General features: G+C 70.8%; 19 protein-coding genes. 8 read left to right on the forward strand and 11 right to left on the reverse strand.

Going from position 1 to position 20,236, the window contains the following annotated elements; genetic code table 11:
• Nucleotides 1-24 precede the first annotated feature (24 nt).
• The 3 genes from ABZS97_RS25555 to ABZS97_RS25565 all read right to left on the reverse strand — a co-directional run bounded on the left by ABZS97_RS25555 (nucleotide 25) and on the right by ABZS97_RS25565 (nucleotide 1,558).
• Nucleotides 25-273, reverse strand: coding sequence for a hypothetical protein (locus ABZS97_RS25555; protein ID WP_356140865.1), 249 nt, complete (start codon nucleotides 271-273; stop codon nucleotides 25-27).
• Complete coding sequence (locus ABZS97_RS25560; RefSeq protein WP_356140867.1) at nucleotides 270-767, reverse strand: sigma factor-like helix-turn-helix DNA-binding protein; 498 nt, start codon at nucleotides 765-767, stop codon at nucleotides 270-272. Before ABZS97_RS25560 ends, ABZS97_RS25555 begins: the two co-directional genes overlap by 4 nt.
• Nucleotides 768-1,051: 284 nt before the next feature.
• A complete protein-coding gene (locus tag ABZS97_RS25565) occupies nucleotides 1,052-1,558 on the reverse strand; it encodes a MarR family transcriptional regulator (RefSeq protein WP_356140902.1) in 507 nt (168 codons plus the stop codon).
• Nucleotides 1,559-1,721: 163 nt separating this feature from the next.
• On the opposite strand from ABZS97_RS25565, the gene ilvA reads away from it, so the two are divergent.
• The 3 genes from ilvA to ABZS97_RS25580 all read left to right on the forward strand — a co-directional run bounded on the left by ilvA (nucleotide 1,722) and on the right by ABZS97_RS25580 (nucleotide 5,005).
• Nucleotides 1,722-2,951 carry a threonine ammonia-lyase gene (gene ilvA, locus ABZS97_RS25570; RefSeq protein ID WP_356140869.1) on the forward strand — a complete coding sequence of 410 codons (1,230 nt, stop codon included), beginning with the start codon at nucleotides 1,722-1,724 and terminating at the stop codon, nucleotides 2,949-2,951.
• A gap of 189 nt (nucleotides 2,952-3,140) precedes the next feature.
• Nucleotides 3,141-4,151: an ATP-binding cassette domain-containing protein gene (locus ABZS97_RS25575; RefSeq protein WP_356140871.1), complete on the forward strand. Its 1,011-nt coding sequence runs from the start codon at nucleotides 3,141-3,143 to the stop codon at nucleotides 4,149-4,151.
• Nucleotides 4,148-5,005 (forward strand): ABC transporter permease, encoded by an 858-nt coding sequence (locus ABZS97_RS25580; protein ID WP_356140873.1) that lies wholly within the window; start codon nucleotides 4,148-4,150, stop codon nucleotides 5,003-5,005. The genes ABZS97_RS25575 and ABZS97_RS25580 overlap by 4 nt, the downstream gene beginning before the upstream one ends.
• A gap of 97 nt (nucleotides 5,006-5,102) precedes the next feature.
• On the opposite strand, the gene greA is transcribed toward ABZS97_RS25580, so the two are convergent.
• Nucleotides 5,103-5,600 carry a transcription elongation factor GreA gene (gene greA, locus ABZS97_RS25585; protein ID WP_356140875.1) on the reverse strand — a complete coding sequence of 166 codons (498 nt, stop codon included), beginning with the start codon at nucleotides 5,598-5,600 and terminating at the stop codon, nucleotides 5,103-5,105.
• A 168-nt stretch (nucleotides 5,601-5,768) separates the two neighbouring features.
• Nucleotides 5,769-6,167 (reverse strand): DUF4307 domain-containing protein, encoded by a 399-nt coding sequence (locus ABZS97_RS25590; protein WP_356140876.1) that lies wholly within the window; start codon nucleotides 6,165-6,167, stop codon nucleotides 5,769-5,771.
• Nucleotides 6,168-6,343: 176 nt separating this feature from the next.
• On the opposite strand from ABZS97_RS25590, the gene mca reads away from it, so the two are divergent.
• Both mca and ABZS97_RS25600 read left to right on the forward strand, forming a co-directional pair.
• Complete coding sequence (gene mca, locus ABZS97_RS25595; protein ID WP_356140878.1) at nucleotides 6,344-7,225, forward strand: mycothiol conjugate amidase Mca; 882 nt, start codon at nucleotides 6,344-6,346, stop codon at nucleotides 7,223-7,225.
• A complete protein-coding gene (locus ABZS97_RS25600) occupies nucleotides 7,218-7,487 on the forward strand; it encodes a hypothetical protein (protein ID WP_356140880.1) in 270 nt (89 codons plus the stop codon). The genes mca and ABZS97_RS25600 overlap by 8 nt, the downstream gene beginning before the upstream one ends.
• A 119-nt stretch (nucleotides 7,488-7,606) precedes the next feature.
• Here ABZS97_RS25600 and ABZS97_RS25605 read toward each other — a convergent pair whose 3' ends face one another.
• Both ABZS97_RS25605 and ABZS97_RS25610 read right to left on the reverse strand, forming a co-directional pair.
• On the reverse strand, nucleotides 7,607-10,846 hold the full coding sequence (locus ABZS97_RS25605) for a tetratricopeptide repeat protein (protein WP_356140882.1): 3,240 nt from the start codon (nucleotides 10,844-10,846) through the stop codon (nucleotides 7,607-7,609).
• A 32-nt stretch (nucleotides 10,847-10,878) separates the two neighbouring features.
• Nucleotides 10,879-11,310: a hypothetical protein gene (locus ABZS97_RS25610; RefSeq protein ID WP_356140884.1), complete on the reverse strand. Its 432-nt coding sequence runs from the start codon at nucleotides 11,308-11,310 to the stop codon at nucleotides 10,879-10,881.
• Nucleotides 11,311-11,404: 94 nt separating this feature from the next.
• Here ABZS97_RS25610 and ABZS97_RS25615 point away from each other — a divergent pair, with 94 nt between their 5' ends.
• Both ABZS97_RS25615 and ABZS97_RS25620 read left to right on the forward strand, forming a co-directional pair.
• Entirely contained in the window at nucleotides 11,405-11,992 is a 588-nt protein-coding gene (locus ABZS97_RS25615) for a helix-turn-helix domain-containing protein (RefSeq protein ID WP_356140886.1), read from the forward strand.
• Entirely contained in the window at nucleotides 11,973-14,012 is a 2,040-nt protein-coding gene (locus ABZS97_RS25620; protein ID WP_356140888.1) for a thioredoxin domain-containing protein, read from the forward strand. Before ABZS97_RS25615 ends, ABZS97_RS25620 begins: the two co-directional genes overlap by 20 nt.
• Nucleotides 14,013-14,034: 22 nt before the next feature.
• On the opposite strand, the gene ABZS97_RS25625 is transcribed toward ABZS97_RS25620, so the two are convergent.
• From ABZS97_RS25625 to ABZS97_RS25640, 4 genes are all read right to left on the reverse strand, one after another.
• Nucleotides 14,035-14,766 carry a Mut7-C RNAse domain-containing protein gene (locus tag ABZS97_RS25625; protein WP_356140890.1) on the reverse strand — a complete coding sequence of 244 codons (732 nt, stop codon included), beginning with the start codon at nucleotides 14,764-14,766 and terminating at the stop codon, nucleotides 14,035-14,037.
• Between the two features lie 34 nt (nucleotides 14,767-14,800).
• Nucleotides 14,801-15,433: a TetR family transcriptional regulator gene (locus tag ABZS97_RS25630; protein WP_356140892.1), complete on the reverse strand. Its 633-nt coding sequence runs from the start codon at nucleotides 15,431-15,433 to the stop codon at nucleotides 14,801-14,803.
• Nucleotides 15,434-15,438: 5 nt separating this feature from the next.
• The gene (locus ABZS97_RS25635) at nucleotides 15,439-17,007 is read right to left on the reverse strand and encodes an MFS transporter (protein ID WP_356140894.1); all 1,569 of its coding nucleotides are present in this window, start codon (nucleotides 17,005-17,007) and stop codon (nucleotides 15,439-15,441) included.
• A 211-nt stretch (nucleotides 17,008-17,218) separates the two neighbouring features.
• Nucleotides 17,219-17,950, reverse strand: a complete 732-nt coding sequence (locus ABZS97_RS25640) for a hemolysin III family protein (RefSeq protein ID WP_356140896.1) — start codon at nucleotides 17,948-17,950, stop codon at nucleotides 17,219-17,221.
• A 325-nt stretch (nucleotides 17,951-18,275) separates the two neighbouring features.
• Between ABZS97_RS25640 and ABZS97_RS25645 the strand changes: the two genes are divergently transcribed.
• The gene (locus tag ABZS97_RS25645) at nucleotides 18,276-20,102 is read left to right on the forward strand and encodes a phosphoenolpyruvate carboxykinase (GTP) (RefSeq protein WP_356140898.1); all 1,827 of its coding nucleotides are present in this window, start codon (nucleotides 18,276-18,278) and stop codon (nucleotides 20,100-20,102) included.
• The last annotated feature ends 134 nt before the right edge of the window (nucleotides 20,103-20,236 follow it).

Here is a 20,236-nt window from a genome sequence, read left to right on the forward strand (position 1 = left end):
CGAGAGGGCCCGACAGGGCCCGTCTCACCAGCCGGTGAGGGGTGGAGTCGTGTCCGACGGCGGCTCCACCCAGGGGCGGGCCATCGTCGCCCAGACAATGAAGGCGACCGTCGCGGCGAACAGTGTCAGCCACAGCAGCCGGCGGGCGATCGTCCTGCGCCGCTGCATACGGCCGCCACGGCGCACGACGTCCGCGTACAGGTCCACCGGCACCTGGGGCGACGCCTGCTCCAGCATCCGGCGGACGGCCGCCTCGCGTTCGGGCAGGTTCATGACGGGGCCACCTTCGCGATCGCCGGGGCCGGACCGCGCGGCGGGTGCAGCAGTGTCGCCATCGCGCGGGCGCAGATCGCCCGCACCCGTTCTGTGGGGAGCCCGAGCAGCGCAGCCGTCTGCTCCTCGGCGACCCCCTCGTACATCCTGAGGACCAGCACCAGCCGCTCCTGCGGCGTCAGCCGGGCCAGCACCGTGTCGGCGCTCGCCCGGGACCGCCCGAGGGCGCCGTACTGGTGCCATGCCCCGCGCGCGAAGCGGACCGCCAGGTGCTGGCGGGCGCGCGCGTAGGGGTCCTCGCCACGCAGCCGGTCCCAGGACGCGTACGTGCGGGCGAGGGACAGGGTCAGCAGGCGCCGCGCGCGCGGGTTGTCGTCCGGCGCCTCCGCCGTCAGCAGCGTGGCGGCATGCAGCAGCCGCCCGGCCGCGCCCGCGACGAACGCCTCGAACTCCCGGGCCCGGCGGGCGCCTTGGGACGCATGCCGTTCTCGCACCACGCCTCCGCCTGAGGACAACCCTGAGGGAAACAGGGACCCGGCCGTGTGCGACATGCCAGACGACGTACGACGACGACCTGCCCGACCGCGTACGACTGGGACCCGGTCTCATATGAGGCCAGATGTGGCCTTCCGGTCAAGAGTTCGGCGCACATGCACGCGCGCGGGTCGGACGCGCATGCACGCGCGCGTGTCCTGCGCCCACCCGTGCACGCGCGCCCGGCGCACCCGCGCGCGCGTGAAGGCGTGCCGGGAGAGCGGGCGCCCGGCACGCCGTACGGCTACGAGGCCGGCGAGGGTTCCGCGACCGGTAGGCCCTGTGCGGCCTGGCGGGCGGAGAGCGCGCCGTTGAAGCGCGTGAGGAGCGTGCAGAACGCCTCGCGCTCCTCCGGCGCCCAGTCGTGTGTCAACTCGGCCATCAACTGACGCCTGGAGGAGCGCACTTCGTCGAGGCGGGCCTGTCCGCGCGGCGACAGCTGAAGCACCACGGCGCGCCCGTCCTCCGGGTGGGAGGTGCGCTTGACGAGCCCCGTGTCGACCAGCGGGGCCACCTGCCGCGTGACCGTCGAGGAGTCGATTCCCATGCTCGCGGCGAGCGCCTTGACGCCCATCGGGCCTTCCTTGTCGAGGCGGTTGAGCAGCAGGTATGCGGCCCGGTCCATGGAGTTGCGTACCTGCCCGACTCCACCGAGCCGGGTCTGTTCGGCACGACGCGCGAACACCGCGACCTCGTGCTGCAGCGTGTCGAGGAGACCGGGATCACCGACGGTCGTCATGTCCATCGACATTTCAGGTGTTGTGGGCATGGCCGGGGGCTCAATTCATGCGTGGGGAGCTGGGTTGGGGGACAGGGTACGCGGCCGGGAGGCGGGTCGTACCGACGCTGCGCAAACCAGTCTCGGGCCTTGGTCACACCGGGTGTGGCCGGACGTGAACTGCGAGACTGGTGTCATGAGCTACCGCACGGCCGACTCCCTGCCCACCGTCACGCTCGACGATGTACGCGGCGCCCAGAAGATGCTCGCGGGCGTGGCGCGGGCGACGGCGATGGAGGGCAGCCGGCACCTGTCCCGGCTGGTGGGCGCGCCGGTGCACTTCAAGTGCGAGAACCTGCAGCGCACGGGCTCGTTCAAGCTGCGTGGCGCATATGTGCGCATCGCCGGGCTGCTTCCCGAGGAGCGCGCCGCGGGGGTCGTCGCCGCGAGCGCGGGAAACCACGCGCAGGGCGTCGCCCTCGCCTCCTCGCTGCTCGGTGTGCGCTCGACGGTCTTCATGCCCGTGGGAGCCCCGCTGCCGAAGGTCGCCGCCACGCGCGAGTACGGCGCCGAGGTGAGGCTGCACGGGCAGGTGGTGGACGAGACGCTGGCCGCCGCGCAGGAGTACGCGCAGGAGACAGGCGCGGTGTTCATCCACCCGTTCGACCACGCCGACATCATCGCCGGCCAGGGCACGGTCGGCCTGGAGATCCTGGAGCAGTGCCCCGAGGTGCGCACCATCGTCGTGGGGGTCGGCGGGGGAGGGCTGGCCGCGGGCATCGCGGTCGCGGTGAAGGCGCTGCGCCCGGACGTGCGGATCATCGGCGTGCAGGCGGCGGGCGCCGCGGCGTACCCGCCCTCGCTGGCGGCCGGGCGGCCGGTGTCGATCGAGAACCCGGCGACGATGGCCGACGGGATCAAGGTCGGGCGCCCCGGTGACGTGCCGTTCCAGCTCGTCACCGACCTGGTGGACGAGGTCCGTACGGTCTCCGAGGACGAGCTGTCCAGTGCGCTGCTGCTGTGCCTGGAGCGGGCCAAGCTGGTCGTCGAACCGGCGGGTGCGAGCCCGGTCGCGGCGCTGCTGCAGGACCCGGGAGCCTTCGAGGGGCCGGTGGTGGCGGTGTTGTCGGGCGGCAACGTGGACCCGCTGCTGATGCAGCGCCTGCTGCGCCACGGCATGGCGGCCGGGGGCCGCTATCTGGCGGTCCGGCTGCGGCTGACGGACCGGCCGGGCGCCCTGGCGACGCTTCTCGGGGTGTTGTCAGTGGTCGACGCTAACGTCCTCGATGTGAGCCACGTACGGACCGATCCGCGGCTCGGGCTCACGGAGGCGGAGGTGGAGCTGCACCTGGAGACGAAGGGGCCGGCGCACTGCGTCGAGGTCGGCCGCGCACTGCGGCAGGCGGGCTACACGGTCATCGGCTGACGACGACGGACGCCACGGATGCCTCGGACGGCTCCATAGGTGCAGGTCAGGGCCCTTGTCATACGGAGCCGGTAAATTCTGTGAGAGACGCGATACATCGCGTTATGGTGTGGCGAACGTCGCCCATTGGGCGGACGAACGGCACAAACCTAGGCTTTTCGAAGAATCCCCAACGACGTGGAGACTGATATGCCAGGCGCCATCTATGCCGAAGGCCTGGTGAAGACCTTCGGTGACGTAAGGGCTCTGGACGGCGTCGACCTCGATGTCCCGGAAGGCACCGTCCTGGGCCTCCTCGGGCCCAACGGCGCAGGGAAGACGACCGCCGTCCGCTGTCTGACGACCCTGCTGCGCCCCGACCGCGGCACGGCGGTCGTGGCAGGCATCGACGTGCTCAAGCATCCCAACGAAGTACGCCGCAAGATCGGCCTCTCGGGGCAGTTCGCCGCGGTCGACGAGTACCTGACCGGCCGCGAGAACCTTCAGATGGTCGGCCAGCTCTACCAGATGAAGGCCAAGGCGGCGAAGGTCCGGGCGGACGAGCTGCTCGACCAGTTCAACCTCGCGGACGCCGCAGACCGCACCGCGAAGACGTACTCGGGCGGAATGCGCCGCCGTCTCGACCTGGCGGCCGCGCTGGTCGTCTCGCCGCCCGTGATGTTCATGGACGAGCCGACGACCGGCCTCGACCCCCGCAACCGCCAGCAGCTGTGGGAGGTCATCAAACAGCTCGTCTCCGGTGGTACGACGCTGCTGCTGACCACCCAGTACCTCGAAGAGGCCGACCACCTCGCGCACGACATCTGCGTCGTCGACCACGGCCGCGTCATCGCCCGCGGCACCGCCGACCAGCTCAAGGCGCAGACCGGCGGCGAGCGCGTCGAGGTCGTCGTGCACGAGCGCGAGCACATCGTGACGGCGTCGGAGGTGCTGCGCGGCTTCGGCAAGGGCGAGACCACGGTCGAGGAGCACACCCGCAAACTCACCGTCCCCGTGACCGGCGGCGCGAAGCTGCTCGCCGAGGTCATCCGCGAGCTGGACGCCCGCGGCATCGAGATCGACGACATCGGCCTGCGCCGCCCCACACTCGACGACGTCTTCCTCTCCCTCACCGGCCACCTCGCCGAGGTGAAGGAAGAGGGCAACGGAGCGACGGAGGACGGCAACGCACGCAAGCACAAGAAGGAGGACGCCAAGTGAGTGCCGTCACCGACGCTGTGCGGACCGCGCCGCCCACGAACCCGATCGGCCAGTCCGTCCGGGACTCGCTGGTCGTCGCCAAACGCAATCTGATCCGTATGAGCCGGATCCCGGAGATGGTCCTTTTCGGACTGATCCAGCCCATCATGTTCGTGGTGCTCTTCACGTACGTCTTCGGCGGCTCGATGAAGATCGGCGACAGCACCGACCCGGACGTCTACAAGAACTTCCTGATGGCCGGCATCTTCGCGCAGACCGTCACCTTCGCCACCGCGGGCGCGGGGGCGGGCATCGCCGACGACATGCACAAGGGGCTCATAGACCGCTTCCGCTCGTTGCCGATGGCGCGCGGTGCGGTACTGACCGGTCGCACCGTCGCCGACCTCGTGCAGACCGCGTTCACCTTGCTGGTCCTCGCGATCGTCGCGCTGCTCGTGGGCTGGCGTCCCGGGTCCGTCGACTCGACCAACCTCGGAAAGATCCTGGGCGGCTTCGGCCTGCTGCTGCTTCTCGGATACGCCTTCACCTGGATCGGCGCGCTCATCGGTCTGTCCGTGCGCACACCGGAGGCGGCGACCTCGGGCGGGCTGATCTGGCTCTTCCCGGTGACATTCCTGTCCAACGCGTTCGTGGACTCCAGCAAGATGACGCCCTGGCTGCGGCACATCGCCGACTGGAACCCCTTCAGCGCCACCGTTCAGGCGTGCCGCAAGCTCTTCGGCGACCCGGGCCTGTCCCCGTCCAACGCCTGGCCGATGCAGCACCCGGTGTGGGCGTCGCTGATCTACTCGATCCTGATCGTCGTCATCTTCCGCACGCTCGCGGTACGCAAATACCGCTCGGCGTCGTCGTGACGTGGAACCGACCGTGACGCGGAACCGACCGTGACCTGGGCATGACGATGCCCCCGGTGCGTGACCGGGGGCATCGGCGCAGTGGGCGGTTGTGGGCTCAGCCCTGGTACGGCTCGGCCTTCAGGATCTTCACCGAGGCGAGCTTGCCGTTCGGCAGCTCGTACTGGCCGTCCTCGCCTACCCTCTTGCCGTTCACGCCGGAACCCAGGGGGGACTGCGGCGAGTAGGTCTCGATGTCGGCGCTCGCGTACTCGCGCGAGGCGAGCAGGAACTCCAGGGTGTCGTCCTCGTCGCCGTCGAAGGCGATGGTCACGACCATGCCGGGTGCCACCACGCCGTCGGCGGCCGGGGCCTCACCGACCTTGGCCTTCTCCAGGAGCTGGGTCAGCTGGCGGATGCGGAGCTCCTGCTTGCCCTGCTCCTCCTTGGCCGCGTGGTACCCGCCGTTCTCGCGCAGGTCGCCCTCCTCGCGTGCAGCCGCGATCTTCACAGTGATCTCGGCGCGCGCGGGACCAGACAGGTACTCCAGCTCATCCTTGAGCTTGGTGTACGCCTCCTGCGTGAGCCAGGTGACGTCGTCGCTGGTCTGGGTCACAGGTGCTCCTCGTAGGTACTGGGAATACAAAGCATCGCCCTACCCAGAAGAATGTTCCTTCACGGATGGGCGAAACCACGAGCCTAACAATTCAGCGGCGGCAGGGGGAGGACATAAGCCATCAGAAATACATCCACGCAGGTCAGCCGCCAACTGATGGGGGTGATGTCAGTCAGCGTGGCAGCCGAGCAGCTCCGCGGTGGTGCCCCGAGCGGTCGTACGGAGCGTGACGACCTTGTCGATGCGCGAGGAGCGCTGGTCGAAGCGGAAGTCCGCGCGGCCGACCTCGTTCCCGTCGGCGCTCTGCGAACGCAGGGTGCAGTAGCCGCTCGCGTCCTTGTCCTTGCGCACCTCGAGATGCACCTCCACCGCGGTGGCGGAGGAGTCGAAGGTGATCACCTCGGCGCTGATCTTGTTGCTGCCGACGTAGTAGTAGGCGAACCAGCCGACGAGCAGGAGCAGTGCCGCGCCCAGCACACTGCCGATGACCTTGAGCTTGCGGTCGGCACGCTCGTCCGCGGAGCGGCCGTACCGGCCCTCGGGCAGCCGTGTGCTCGCCGTACTCATGATCGTCCTCTCGGCAGGGGGCCGGGGCGAAGGTCCCGGCAGGGATGTCCGGGACGGGGCCCCGGAATTATTCACCCCCCGATTCCGTCACTATAGAAGCCGCCCGAAGCGCCGATTCACACCGGGCGTCTACTTGCCGACCAACGCCGACCGGCCGACTTACTGAGGATCGAGTCTTGACTGACCAGCTGCGACTGATGGCCGTGCACGCCCACCCCGACGACGAGTCGAGCAAGGGCGCGGCCACCATGGCGAAGTATGTGTCCGAGGGGGTGGACGTGCTGGTCGTGACCTGCACGGGCGGGGAGCGCGGCTCCATCCTCAATCCGAAGCTTCAGGGCGACAAGTACATCGAGGAGCACATCCACGAGGTACGCAAGAAGGAGATGGACGAGGCGCGCGAGATCCTCGGCGTCAGGCAGGAGTGGCTCGGTTTCGTGGACTCGGGTCTCCCCGAGGGCGACCCGCTGCCGCCGCTGCCCGACGGCTGCTTCGCGCTGGAGGACGTGGACAAGGCCGCCGGCCGCCTGGTCCGCTCAATCCGCTCCTACCGCCCTCAGGTGATCACCACCTATGACGAGAACGGCGGCTACCCGCACCCCGACCACATCATGACCCACAAGATCTCCATGGTGGCGTTCGAGGGCGCGGCGGACACCGAGAAGTACCCGGAGTCGGAGTTCGGCCCGGCCTACCAGCCGCAGAAGCTCTACTACAACCAGGGCTTCAACCGTCCGCGCACCGAGGCGCTGCACCAGGCCATGCTGGACCGGGGCCTGGAGTCGCCCTACGGGGACTGGCTGAAGCGCTGGAGCGAGTTCGAGCGGGTCGAGCGCACGCTGACGACGCACGTGCCCTGCGCCGACTTCTACGAGATCCGCGACAAGGCCCTGATCGCGCACGCCACGCAGATCGACCCCGACGGCGGCTGGTTCAAGGTTCCGATGGACCTCCAGAGGGAGGTCTGGCCGACCGAGGAGTACGAGCTCTCGAAGTCCCTCGTCGATACCTCCCTCCCCGAGGACGACCTCTTTGCGGGCATCCGCGACAATGCCTGATATGAGCGCAAGCGCAAGCCTGGCAATGACGCACCTCGTCCCCCTCGCCAAGGAGGTGGACGAGAACAAGGTGACCCCCGGCGTCCTCGGCTTCATCGTCTTCGCGGCGATGGCCCTGGCGGTCTGGGGCCTGATGAAGTCGATGAGCAAGCAGATGGGCAAGGTCGACTTCAAGGAGACCCCGGACGCGAAGGCCGGCTCCCCGTCCGGCGAGGCCTCCGCCAAGGGAACCGGCAAGAACGCCTCGCCCGCGAAGGGCTGAGCAGCATCCGAGCCGTGTGACGGCGTGACCCGATACCCCCGCCGAGCCGAGGGGCCGCGAGTCACGCCGCACGCACTCCTTCGCTCCGGCCGGGGCCGGGAGTCCGGGTGGCGCGGGTCCTAACGCGGCGACGCCGTCACCCCCACGCCCATGACCTCCCGCGCATGCCGGTTGGGCACCATCCCCAGCCGCCAGGCCTGCCACCCCGCGTCCAGATCCACCCCCCGCTCCAGCAGCAGCTGGTACGCCTCCGCGTAGTCGTCGAGCTTGCCGTCGCGGGCCGGGTGGCCTGCGCGGGAGAGCTCGTTCAGTTCCTCCTGGGCGACCGCCGTGCCGATCTCGATGCCGCCGGGGGAGGCGTACGGCAGGAGGGTGCAGCGCAGGAAGCGGGCCCAGTCCTCGCCGCGGCGGTCGCCGTACGACGTGAAGAGGTCCACCGCTTCGTCGCACAGAGCCAGGGCCTGCTGCGTACGGGCGTTGCCCGCGTCCACCACGGCCAGCTCCAGGCAGGTCCACGCCTCGCCATGGGCGACGCCGATGCGCTGGAAGTCGGCGCGGGCGTCCACCAGGAGCTGGCGGGCGAAACCGGAGTTGCGCAGCGAGCCCGTCTGGGCGGCCCGTTGGTCGCGGGTCACGCGGGCCGAGTGGTGGCGGGCGCAGGCCAGGCCGTAGACGTCGCGCATCCGGGAGAACATCGTGCGGGAACGTTCCAGTTCGCGGACCGCCTGGGCCAGGTTGCCGGTCTCCTCCAGGGCCTGGCCGAGGTAGTACACCGTCCAGGCCTCACCGCGCGCGTCCTCGTTGTCGCGGTGGCGGGAGGCCGCCTGGCGCAGGCCGTCCACCGCGGGGGACGGGTCGCCGTCGACGAGGCGGGCGCGGGCCAGCTGGGTCAGGGCCCAGGCCTCCCCGCGGGCGTCGCGCGTGCGGCCGTACAGATCGAGGGCCTCGCGCAGTTCCCGCTCGGCGCGCGGTACGTCGCCCATGCGCAGGCTCAGCTGGCCGAGCTGGAAGTGGGCCCACGCCTCGCCGTGCACCGACTCGCTCTCACGGTGCAGGACCAGGGCCTCGGTGAGCAGGTCGAGGGACTGGGCGACATGGGCGCGGTCGCGCTCCACCGCGGCCAGCGCGTGCATCGTCCAGGCGCGGTCGGCCGCCAGGTCGGGGGAGGCCTGGAGGTCAAGGGCCTCCTGGAGCTTGGCGGCGGCCTCGGTGAGGTTGCCCTGGTGGTGCAGGGTGATGCCCAGGGAGCACAACGCCCGTGCCGCGCCCGCGTCGTGGTGTGCCTCGAAGTAGAGGTCGACGACGGAGGAGAGCGTGGTGCGCGCCTTGTCCAGTTCGCCGAGCTGGCGGGCCGCGATGCCGGTGCGCCACTGGACGGAGCGGACCAGGAGGCCCTGGTCGACGGCCTGTGTCAGCTCGCTGATCTCGCCGAGGCGGTAGAGGTCGCCGCGCAGCAGGCAGTAGTCGCACAGGGCGCCGAGGAGGTTGAGGACGGCGGCCTGGTTGACGCCCTCCGCCTGACGCAGGGCAGCCGTGATGAAGCTCGACTCGTCGTCCAGCCAGCGCAGCGCGGCGTCCAGCGAGGTGAACCCGTGCGGGCCGAACTGATCGGCCCGCGTGGACGTCTTGCCGTCGACCAGGCGGATCACCGAGTCCGCCAGCTCCGCGTAGTTGACGATCAGGCGTTCCTGCGCGGCCGTGCGCTCGGACGGTTCCTCCTCGTCCAGCAGCCGCGCCTGGGCGAAGACCCGTACGACGTCGTGCAGGCGGTAGCGGCTGCCGCGGACGTGGTCGATGAGGCCCGCCCGGGACAGGGCGGTGAGGTGGCGGGTGGCCTCCTGCTCGTCCGTGGCCAGCAGGGACGCCGCGGCCGCCGCGCCGAGTGAGGCCCGGCCGGCCAGTGCCAGCCTGCGCAGCAGCCGGCGGGCCATGTCCGTCTGGTCCGTGTAGCGCAGCCAGAGCACGCGCTCGACCGGGTCGACCGGGCCGTACGCCTCCAGGTCGGAGACGAGTTGGCGCGGCGTGCGCGGGCCGAGGGAGGAGCCCGCGATGCGCAGCGCCAGCGGCAGGCCGCCGCACAACTCCCGCACCCGGTCGGTGGATTCGGCGTCGTAGGGGCCCGAGGCGTCCTGCGCGGTGGCGGTCAGCAGTTCCTCGGAGCCCGGCGCGTCCAGTGCCTCCACCGGGAGCTGGTGCACCCAGGCGGCAAGGTCGTCCGGCAGGGCGAGGGGTTCGCGGGCGGTGACGAGGACCAGGCTCTCCGAGCGCTCGGGGACCAGGGTGCGCACCTGCTCGGGATCGGACGCGTCCTCCAGGACGATGGTGACCGCCAGGCCCGTCAGATGCTGGTGGTACAGCTCGCTCAGCCGTCTGACCTGCTGCTCCTGCGAGGCCCGCTCCCGGAAGAGGAGCTGCTCACGGGGTGCGCCGAGGCGGTTGAGCAGATGGAGCAGCGCGTCGCGGGTGGTGCGCGGCGGCTCCCCCTTCTGCGGCTCGGTGCGCCCCGTCGGCTCACCCGCCGCACTGTCCCCGCGCAGGTCCACCACGCACGCGCCCCGGAACTGGTCCCTGAGGCCGTGGGCCGCGCGGACCGCGAGGGTGCTGCGGCCGGAACCCGGCGCGCCGTGCAGCACCACCACCGTCGGTTTCGTCTCGGTGCTCGCGCGGGCCGCGTGCACCCACTGGGCGATGCGCGCCATCTCGGGCCTGCGCCCCGCGAACGGGCCGTCCGGCTCCGGGAGTTGACCGAAGGACTGCTCCAGGACCGTGCGCCTGCGGGCCGCCGCGCTCTTGTCGGTGCGCCGCAGTTGGGGTGCGCCCTGCTTCGCGCCCGTGGAGGCGCTGAGCACGCGCTGCTGGTCGAGGAACGGGCGGATGCCGCGCACCTCCAGTGCCGTCAGCCACTGCAGGCGCAACTGCTCGGAGCCGCCCGGCTGCCCGAGCGCTCCGGCCCGGCGGCTGGCGGCTGGCAGATGCGACGCCGTCACCTTGGCGACGGTGGCCGCCGCGCCGGCGACCGCGACCGCCGCCCCCGTGCCGAGTGCCGTCCCCGTGTCCGTGCCCAGGGCGAGGTCCGCCGCGACGGCGGCGAGGGCGGCAACTGTCGCCACCAGCAGGGGAGTTCCGGCGCCGTCGCGTGCGTAGCGCTGGGCGAAGGTCAGCCGGCCCGCCTCCGCCTCGTCGAGTGCGCGGGTGTACGCCTCGTACTCCTCTGCGGACGTCTGTGCCATGGCGTCGAGCGCGCCGCGTGCCCGTGACAGGAGCACGCTTCCGTCGGTGCGCCCGCCCGAGCGTCGCACTTCCTCCTCGACGGCCCGGGCCAACAGCCGCTCGGCCTCCGCCCGATGGCTGTCCCGCATGTCACGTCCCCCTCCGGCAGTAACTCCTTTGCCTATGAGTGTCCTTCGTGGGAGGCGCGAGCGCGAGAGGGCCGACGATCACCGAGTGCCAGGAACACACAGGCACCGGCGAGTGCGGCCTCCGCCACGGCACAGGCGAGGGCCTGGGCGAGGGCGCTGCCCGGCTGCGCCGTCGTTATGTCGAACCAGGCGTCGAGCACCGCGACGGACGCCGTCGCGGAAGCCGTGAGCCGTGCGTGCGGGTGGCCGCGGAAGCCGAGCACCGCGGTGGCGGCGCAGCCCGCGGCCATGAGGACGTCCAGCCCCACCCACGCCACCTGCCAGTTCCGCACCTCTGCGTTGGCCGGGAGGGTGCGGGCGAGCAGCACCATCCAGGGCACGAGCGCCGCGGCGGCGGCGCCCAGGATCACCAGGGTCCAGCGTCGTGCCCCCGCGCCGCCCGGTCGGTCATGGATCGTTCGCATGCCCCCACACTAGAACCGCAGAGAAAGTTCTGCAAACAAAATTCTGCAGAATTTGTTCTGTGGTGTTGTGCGGGCAAGGGGATACCGTGACGGCATGAAGGACAGCAGCGACCTGACCAGCGTGGAGCGGACCGCTCTCTACAAGTCCCTCGGCAACCCGCTGCGCCGCCGCATCCTCGACTACCTCGGCCGGCACGACGAGGCGAACTCCACCGTGCTCGCGAAGGAACTGGGCGAGAGCTCCGGCACCACCAGCTACCACCTGCGCAAGCTCGCCGAGCAGCACCTCATCGCGGAGATCCCCGAGAAGTCCGGCGGCCGTGAACGCTGGTGGCGGGCGCTTCCCTTCAGCCACACCACGCCCGACCCGGCCACGATGGCCCCCGACGAGTACGCCGCGGTCGAGCGGCTCGCGCACCTGAAGATCGAGATGGACACCGAGCTCTACCAGCGCGCGCACCGGGAGTACACGGGCCCGGAGGGCTGGGCGCAGGTCTTCCGCTCCGGCAACTGGATGACCAGGGACGAACTCCTCGACTTCGTACGCGAGTACCGGGCGCTCCTCGACCGGTACGGCCACGCACGTGAAGCGGCCCCCGAGGGGGCGCGCCCGGTGAACCTGCGCTTCTACGCCGTCCCCGACGCCGTGGGAGAGTGGGAAGGTGAACCGACTGGCCCATGAGACGTCCCCGTACCTCCTCCAGCACGCCGACAACCCCGTCGACTGGTGGCCCTGGTCGGCCGAGGCCTTCGACGAGGCCCGCAAACGGGGTGTGCCCGTTCTGCTGAGCGTCGGCTACAGCAGCTGTCACTGGTGCCACGTCATGGCGCACGAGTCCTTCGAGGACGACGCGACGGCCGCGTATCTGAACGAGCATTTTGTGAACGTCAAGGTCGACCGCGAGGAGCGGCCCGACGTCGACGCCGTCTACATGGAGGCCGTCCAGGCGGCGACCGGCCAGGGCGGCTGGCCCATGACGGTCTTCCTCACCCCCGAGGCCGAGCCCTTCTACTTCGGTACGTACTTCCCGCCCGCGCCCCGCCACGGCATGCCCGCCTTCAGGCAGGTCCTCGAAGGCGTGAGCAGTGCCTGGAGCGACCGGCGCGACGAGGTCGCCGAGGTCGCCGGGAACATCGTGCGGGACCTGGCGACGCGTGAGATCTCGTACACCTCCGCGGAGATCCCTGGCGAGGAGGAGCTCGCGCAGGCGCTGCTCGGGCTCACCCGGGAGTACGACGCGACGCGCGGCGGCTTCGGCGGCGCGCCCAAGTTCCCGCCGTCCATGGTGATCGAGTTTCTGCTGCGGCACGCCGCCCGCACCGGCTCCGAGGGCGCCCTGCAGATGGCCGCCGACACGTGCGAGCGGATGGCGCGCGGCGGTATCTACGACCAGCTCGGCGGCGGCTTCGCCCGCTACTCGGTCGACCGCGAGTGGGTCGTGCCCCACTTCGAGAAGATGCTCTACGACAACGCGCTGCTGTGCCGGGTCTACGCGCACCTGTGGCGTGCGACCGGCTCCGAGCTCGCGCGCCGCGTCGCTCTGGAGACCGCCGACTTCATGGTCGGCGAACTGCGCACCAACGAGGGCGGGTTCGCCTCCGCACTGGACGCCGACAGCGACGACGGCACCGGCCGGCACGTCGAGGGCGCGTACTACGTGTGGACGCCCGAGCAGCTCACCGAGACCCTCGGCGAGGCGGACGCCGCACTCGCCGCCCAGCACTTCGGCGTGACCCAGGAGGGCACCTTCGAGGAGGGCGCCTCGGTGCTCCAACTCCCGCAGCACGAAGGGGTTCTGGACGCAGAGCGGCTTGCTTCCATCCGCGAACGGCTCCTGGCGAAGCGGGCCGAGCGCCCGGCCCCCGGCCGCGACGACAAGATCGTCGCCGCCTGGAACGGCCTCGCGATCGCCGCCCTCGCCGAGACCGGCGCCTACTTCGAGCGCCCCGACCTCGTCGACGCCGCGATCGGCGCCGCCGACCTCCTCGTACGGCTGCACCTGGACGACCGCGCACGCCTCGCCCGCACCAGCAAGGACGGCCAGGTCGGCGCGAACGCGGGGGTGTTGGAGGACTACGCGGACGTCGCCGAGGGGTTCCTCGCGCTGGCCTCCGTCACCGGTGAAGGGGTGTGGCTGGAGTTCGCCGGGTTCCTGCTCGACCACGTGCTCGTGCAGTTCACCGATCCTGAGTCCGGCGCTCTGTTCGACACCGCCGCGGACGCCGAGAAGCTCATCCGACGCCCCCAGGACCCCACCGACAACGCCACGCCCTCGGGCTGGAGCGCGGCGGCCGGTGCGCTGCTGAGCTATGCCGCGCTGACCGGCGCCGAGCCCCATCGCACCGCGGCCGAGGGGGCGTTGGGCGTCGTGAAGGCGCTCGGCCCGCGCGCCCCGCGCTTCATCGGCTGGGGCCTCGCGGCGGCGGAGGCGCTGCTCGACGGGCCGCGTGAGGTCGCGATCGTCGGCCCGGCCGGCCATCCGGCCACAACCGCCCTGCACCGCACGGCACTTCTGGGCACCGCCCCGGGCGCTGTGGTCGCCGTGGGCGCTGCCGACAGCGATGAACTTCCGCTGCTCGCCGGGCGCCCGCTCGTCGGCGGTGAACCGGCCGCGTATGTCTGCCGCCACTTCACCTGTGACGCCCCGACAACCGATCCGGAGCAGTTGCGGGCGGCACTCGGGGCCGCGGCGGAGCGCTGAGGGAGGGGGCGCCCAGGTCTCGTCAGCTCTCCTGGGTGCCCATGTTCATCGCCTGCTCCACGATCGCCTCCAACTTCTCGTGGTGCGCGCCCTTCCAGTAGGCGCGTCCGCACTGCTCGCACTGGGCGAAGGCGTCGTACGACTGCTGCGTGCCGTGTTCGATGCGGTCGGCGACCTGCTCCTTGGTGGCCTCCTTGAGCAGGCCGTTGCAGGCGGTGCAGCGGGTCCAGGGCTTCAGCTCGGGGGCGAACCGGCCCAGGACGTCGCGGAGTTGGTCCTCGGGCCGGGTGCTGTAGACGAAGGCGCCCGCCCACAGCTCGCGGCGGTGCAGCAGGCCGCGGTCCCGGCTGAGCATGACGCGCTTCTCGGCCGCGGAGCGGGCGGCGAGGGCCGGGTCGCCGATGTCCGTCGACTCGTACGCGGTATCGACGCCCAGGAGGCGCAGGCGGCGGGCGAGGGTGCCCAGGTGGACGTCGAGGAGGAAGCGGAGCGGGGCGCCGGGGACATGCTGCGGCCGGGTGACGGCGCGCACCGTCACGTGCTCGTCCGCCGCGGGGATGTGCGAGGGCGCCACCTCGCGCCCGTCCACGTCGAGCACGCCGACCTCGGTGAGCGGGACGCCGAGTGACTCGACGACATGCCCGAGCGTCGAGACACCGTCGGTGACGACCGCGGTGGCGCCCGTGCGGCGGGCGGGCGGGACGAACATCCCCAGTTCAGGGGCGAATTCGACGTGGATCTCCGGTCCGTTCACCCGGTCAGGATGTCATGGGCGGGGACGCGGGGCCTCAGGGATTTCCGGTGGGCAGGCCGTGTTCCAGGACGGTCAGGGTGCGGTCGACGAGGCCGGCGAAGTCCTCCTGGTGGCCGGTCTCCGCCCAGTACAGGGAGGTCTCCATCAGCCCGCCGATGAGGGACATCGCGAAGACCCGTACCTCCAGGCCGTCCGGGTCCAGGCCGGTGCGCTGCCCGATGATCCGGCACAGCATGCGGCCGGTGACCGACATGCTCTCCATCATCCGCGAGCGCACCGCGGGCACCTCGACCATCAGCCGGGTGCGCAGCCGGGTCACGTCGGGCTCGTCGGCGACACCGACACCGACCGCCTTGTTCATGGCGTACCGCAGCGAGTCCATCCACGGCTCGTCGGCGGGGCGCTCCGTCAGCTCCTGCTCGATGACCGGGTCGTACTCGTCGGTGAGGACGATGTCCTCCTTGGTCGGGAAGTAGCGGAACACCGTGGACGGGGAGACCTCGGCCGCCTCCGCGATCTGTTCGATCGTGGTCGCGTCGTACCCCTGCTCCTGGATCAGCCGGTACGTCGCGTCGCGGATCGCGATGCGGGTCTTCATCTTCTTCCGCTCGCGAAGCCCCTGCTGGGGCCCCGCGGCGGTGGACGAGCTGTGTGCGGTGGCGGCCATGCCGGTCATTGTCCGGCATCCCTCGCAGCCGGGGCCATGGCGGTGTCCTCGGCGGGGGCGGGCGGCGAGACCGGAGCGGGGTTGGGCAGCAGGGCCGCGGCCAGCAGCGCGGTGACGAGCGCGGCGATCCCGGTGACCAGCAGGACCAGGTCCATTCCGTGCAGGTAGGCGGCGTCGGCGGAGGCCGCGAGGGCCCGGTCGCCGAGCCGGGCCGCGACCACATGGGCGCCGACCACGGAGTCCCCGGCGCCGGCGGCGGCCGCGTGCGGCAGCCCGGCGGTGTCGAGCCGGCCGGCGTACGCGCTCGCGAGCAGCGAGCCCAGCAGGGCGATGCCGACCGCGCCGCCCACCTGGCGCACGGTCATCAGCAGCCCGGAGCCGCTGCCGGCCCGGTCGCGGGGCAGTGCGCCGAGGGCCGCGGACATCGCGGGGACGACGGCGAACCCGAAGCCGAGTCCGGCGACCGACAGCCACACGGCGGTGAACCCGTAGCCGTCGCCGACGCTCGTACGGCTGCCGAGGAACCCGGCGAAGGCGAGCGCGACCAGCGCCCCGCTGATCACCGCACGCGGCCCGAACCTCGCGGCCAGCGGTCCCGCTCCCTTCGCGGCCACCAGCAGCCCGGCCATCATCGGCAGCATCCGCACCCCGGTGGCGAGCGCGTCCTGCCCGAGGACCGCCTGCAGATACTGCGGCAGCACGAACATCAGCCCCGACAGCACGAACATGACCAGGGTCGCGGCGAGCGTGTTCAGCAGGAAGCCGCGCTGGGCGAGCAGGGACAGGTCCAGCATCGGCCGGGCGCTGCGCCGCTCGCGCAGGACGAGGAGCGTGACCAGGGCGGCGGAGGCCGCGAAGAAGGCGAGGATCAGCGGGTCGCCCCAGCCGCGGTGCGGGGCCTCGATGATCGCGTAGATCAGGATGCCGAGGCCGGCCGCGGTGAGCGCGGTGGAGACGGCGTCGACCTTGGGGGCGGTGGGGTCGCAAGTCTCGGGGAGCAGCAGGACGCAGGCGGCGATGCCGATCGCGGCCATCGGGACGTTGACCAGGAAGACCGAGCCCCACCAGAAGTGGTTCAGGAGCCAGCCGCCGATGATCGGGCCCAGCGGCAGGCCCAGCGCGGAGGCGGCCGAGACGGCGCCCACGGCCTTGGTGCGCTCGTCGGGACCGAAGAGCGAGGGCAGGACGGCCATGGCGAGCGGCATCACGAGCGCGCCGCCGATCCCCATCACGCCACGCGCGACGACGACCGGCGTGACGCCGTCGGCGAGGGCGCCGAGGAGCGATCCGGCGAGGAAGATCCCAAGACCCGTGATGAGCATCCGGCGCCGGCCGAAGCGGTCGCCGAGCAGCCCGGCGGGGAGCATCAGCGCGGCGAAGACGATGAGATACGCGTCGGCCATCCACTGCTGCTCGCCGGTGGAGGCGCCCAGGTCCCGGGCCATCGTCGGGAGCGCCACGTTGAGGATCGTCGTGTCGAAGCCGAGCACGAGCATGCTCGCGACCAGGGCCCCGAGGGCCCACCAGCGGCGGGGGTCGGGCCGCGTCCCGTCGTACTGAGTGACAGTAACCATGAAATGAGAGTAGCTGTCAAAAGGTAGTTGATGTCAAGGCGTACGCCTGCGGATGGCGCTTGTCCGGTCCCGTAGAGGTGGCCATGGCGCTTGTCCGGTCCCGTAGCAGTGGCCATGGCGCCTTTCCGGGCACGCAGAAGTGGCCGTGGCTCGAAGCCACGGCCACTGAAGAGAGGCGCGTCAAAAGGGCCGGACGGAGCCGGCGCGGGGATCACCCCTGCCGGTAGGCCACCAGTGAGATGCCGATGTAGTGCACGGCGAACGCCGCGAGGGTGAGGGAGTGGAAGACCTCGTGGAAGCCGAACCAGCGGGGGGAGGGGTTGGGGCGCTTGATCCCGTAGATCACGCCGCCCGCGCTGTAGAGCAGGCCGCCCACGACGACCAGGACGAGGACGGCGACGCCGCCCTTGTGCAGGAAGTCGGGGAGGAAGAAGACGGCCGCCCAGCCCATCGCGATGTAGCAGGGGGTGTAGAGCCAGCGCGGGGCGCCGACCCAGAAGACCCGGAAGGCGATGCCCGCCGCCGCGGCGCCCCAGATGCTCCACAGGAGCCACTTCCCCTTGGCGTCCGGGAGCAGCAGCATCGTGAGGGGGGTGTACGTGCCCGCGATGATCAGGAAGATGTTCGCGTGGTCGAGCCTGCGCAGGATGCCGTCCATGCGCGGGCTCCACGTGCCGCGGTGGTAGACCGCGCTCACGCCGAACAGAAGGCAGGCCGTCAGGGCGAAGATCCCGCAGGCGATGCGGGCGCGGGTGGAGTCGGCGAGGGCGGTGAGTACCAGGCCGGAAACGAGTGCGGCCGGGAACATGCCCAGGTGCAGCCAGCCGCGGAGTTTGGGCTTGACCTCGTCCAGTGTCGGATGCGAGAGCTGGTGCGGCAGGGAGATCGCGGCGTGGCCGTCGGCCGGCGAGTCCTTGGCCGTTTCGGGGACGGGCGCAGTCATGGAACGAATCGTACCTACGGAACCGTAAGTTACGTATCAGTACGCCGTAATGAACGGCCAATAGTGGCCATGCTCTCACGAGCGGTGGCGGGGCCGTTCGGGGGTACTCGGGGTGAATCTGTGATGTGCGCCAGGAAACCTCTCGGTGAGTGGCGATGGTCACTCCGCTCAACTGTGCGGCCCTCTGGACATATGCGCAGAGGCGTCGGATGATCAAATGAGTGCGGTCGGCACCGGATGAGCGCCAGGGCAATCACCACGAAGCATCCGGGTCGCAGCCCCCACGGGGCAACTCAACAAAAAAACCCCTCATTTAGGAGCAATCGTGGCGCGCGACATCGCGGCTCCCTCCACCACCGTGCCCACCCACCACAAAGAGCTGGTCTCGTGGGTGAACGAGATCGCAGAACTGACACAGCCGGACAACGTGGTCTGGTGTGATGGATCCGAGGCCGAATACGAGCGACTGAGCGAGGAGCTCGTCCGCAAGGGCACCTTCAAGAAGCTCGACCCGATCAAGCGCCCGAACTCGTACTACGCCGCCTCCGACCCGACCGATGTCGCGCGGGTCGAGGACCGGACGTTCATCTGCTCCGAGAAGGAGCAGGACGCCGGCCCGACCAACCACTGGAAGGCCCCCGCGGAGATGCGGGAGATCTTCAGCGGTGAGAAGGGTGTCTTCCGCGGCTCGATGCGCGGCCGCACCATGTACGTCGTCCCGTTCTGCATGGGCCCGCTCGGCTCGGAGCTCTCCGCGATCGGCGTCGAGATCACCGACTCCGCCTACGTCGCCGTGTCCATGCGCACCATGACCCGCATGGGTCAGGCGGTGCTGGACGAGCTGGGCACCGACGGCTTCTTCGTGCGTGCTGTGCACACGCTCGGAGCGCCGCTGGAGGACGGCGAGGCCGACGTCCCGTGGCCGTGCAACTCCACGAAGTACATCTCGCACTTCCCCGAGACCCGGGAGATCTGGTCGTACGGCTCGGGCTACGGCGGCAACGCGCTGCTCGGCAAGAAGTGCTACGCCCTGCGCATCGCCTCCGTCATGGCGCGCGACGAGGGCTGGCTCGCCGAGCACATGCTGATCCTCAAGCTGACGCCCCCGCAGGGCGAGTCGAAGTACGTCGCCGCCGCCTTCCCGAGCGCCTGCGGCAAGACCAACCTCGCCATGCTGGAGCCGACGGTGCGTGGCTGGACGGTCGAGACGATCGGCGACGACATCGCGTGGATGCGGTTCGGCGAGGACGGCCGGCTGTACGCGATCAACCCCGAGGCCGGGTTCTTCGGCGTCGCGCCGGGCACCGGTGAGCACACCAACGCCAACGCCATGAAGACGCTGTGGGGCAACTCGGTCTTCACCAACGTCGCGCTGACGGACGACAACGACGTCTGGTGGGAGGGCATGACGGAGGAGACTCCGGCGCACCTGACCGACTGGAAGGGCAACGACTGGACCCCGCAGTCCAGCGTCCCGGCCGCCCACCCCAACGCCCGCTTCACCACCCCCGCCTCGCAGTGCCCGATCATCGCGCCCGAGTGGGAGGACCCCAAGGGCGTGCCGATCTCGGCGATCCTCTTCGGCGGGCGCCGCGCCACCGCGGTGCCGCTGGTGACCGAGTCCTTCGACTGGAACCACGGCGTCTTCCTCGGCGCGAACGTCGCCTCCGAGAAGACCGCCGCCGCCGAGGGCAAGGTCGGCGAACTGCGCCGCGACCCCTTCGCCATGCTGCCGTTCTGCGGCTACAACATGGGCGACTACATGGGTCACTGGATCGACGTGGCCAAGGACAAGGACCAGTCCAAGCTGCCGAAGATCTACTACGTCAACTGGTTCCGCAAGAACGACGAGGGCAAGTTCGTCTGGCCCGGCTTCGGCGAGAACAGCCGCGTCCTGAAGTGGATCGTGGACCGGCTCGACGGCAGGGCCGAGGGCGTCGAGACGCCGATCGGCGTGCTGCCGGCCAAGGGTGCCCTCGACACCGAGGGCCTCGACCTCTCCGAGTCCGAGCTGGACTTCCTCCTCACGGTCGACAAGGAGGTGTGGCGCGAGGAGGCCTCGCTCGTGCCCGAGCACCTCAACACCTTCGGCGACCACACGCCGAAGGAGCTGTGGGACGAGTACCGCGCGCTGGTCAAGCGCCTGGGCTGACGCCCCTTTCGAACTCCGCGGCCGGCCGGAGTTGCCCTGACCTGCGACGTCGTCAAGGCCGGCCGCGGTGACAGCAGACCCGGGAGCGCGGGGGCCGGGCCCCCGCGGGGGGGGGGCCCGCGCGCTGGGGGCGG

This window comes from Streptomyces sp. NPDC005485 (assembly GCF_040606085.1).
GTDB lineage: Bacteria > Actinomycetota > Actinomycetes > Streptomycetales > Streptomycetaceae > Streptomyces.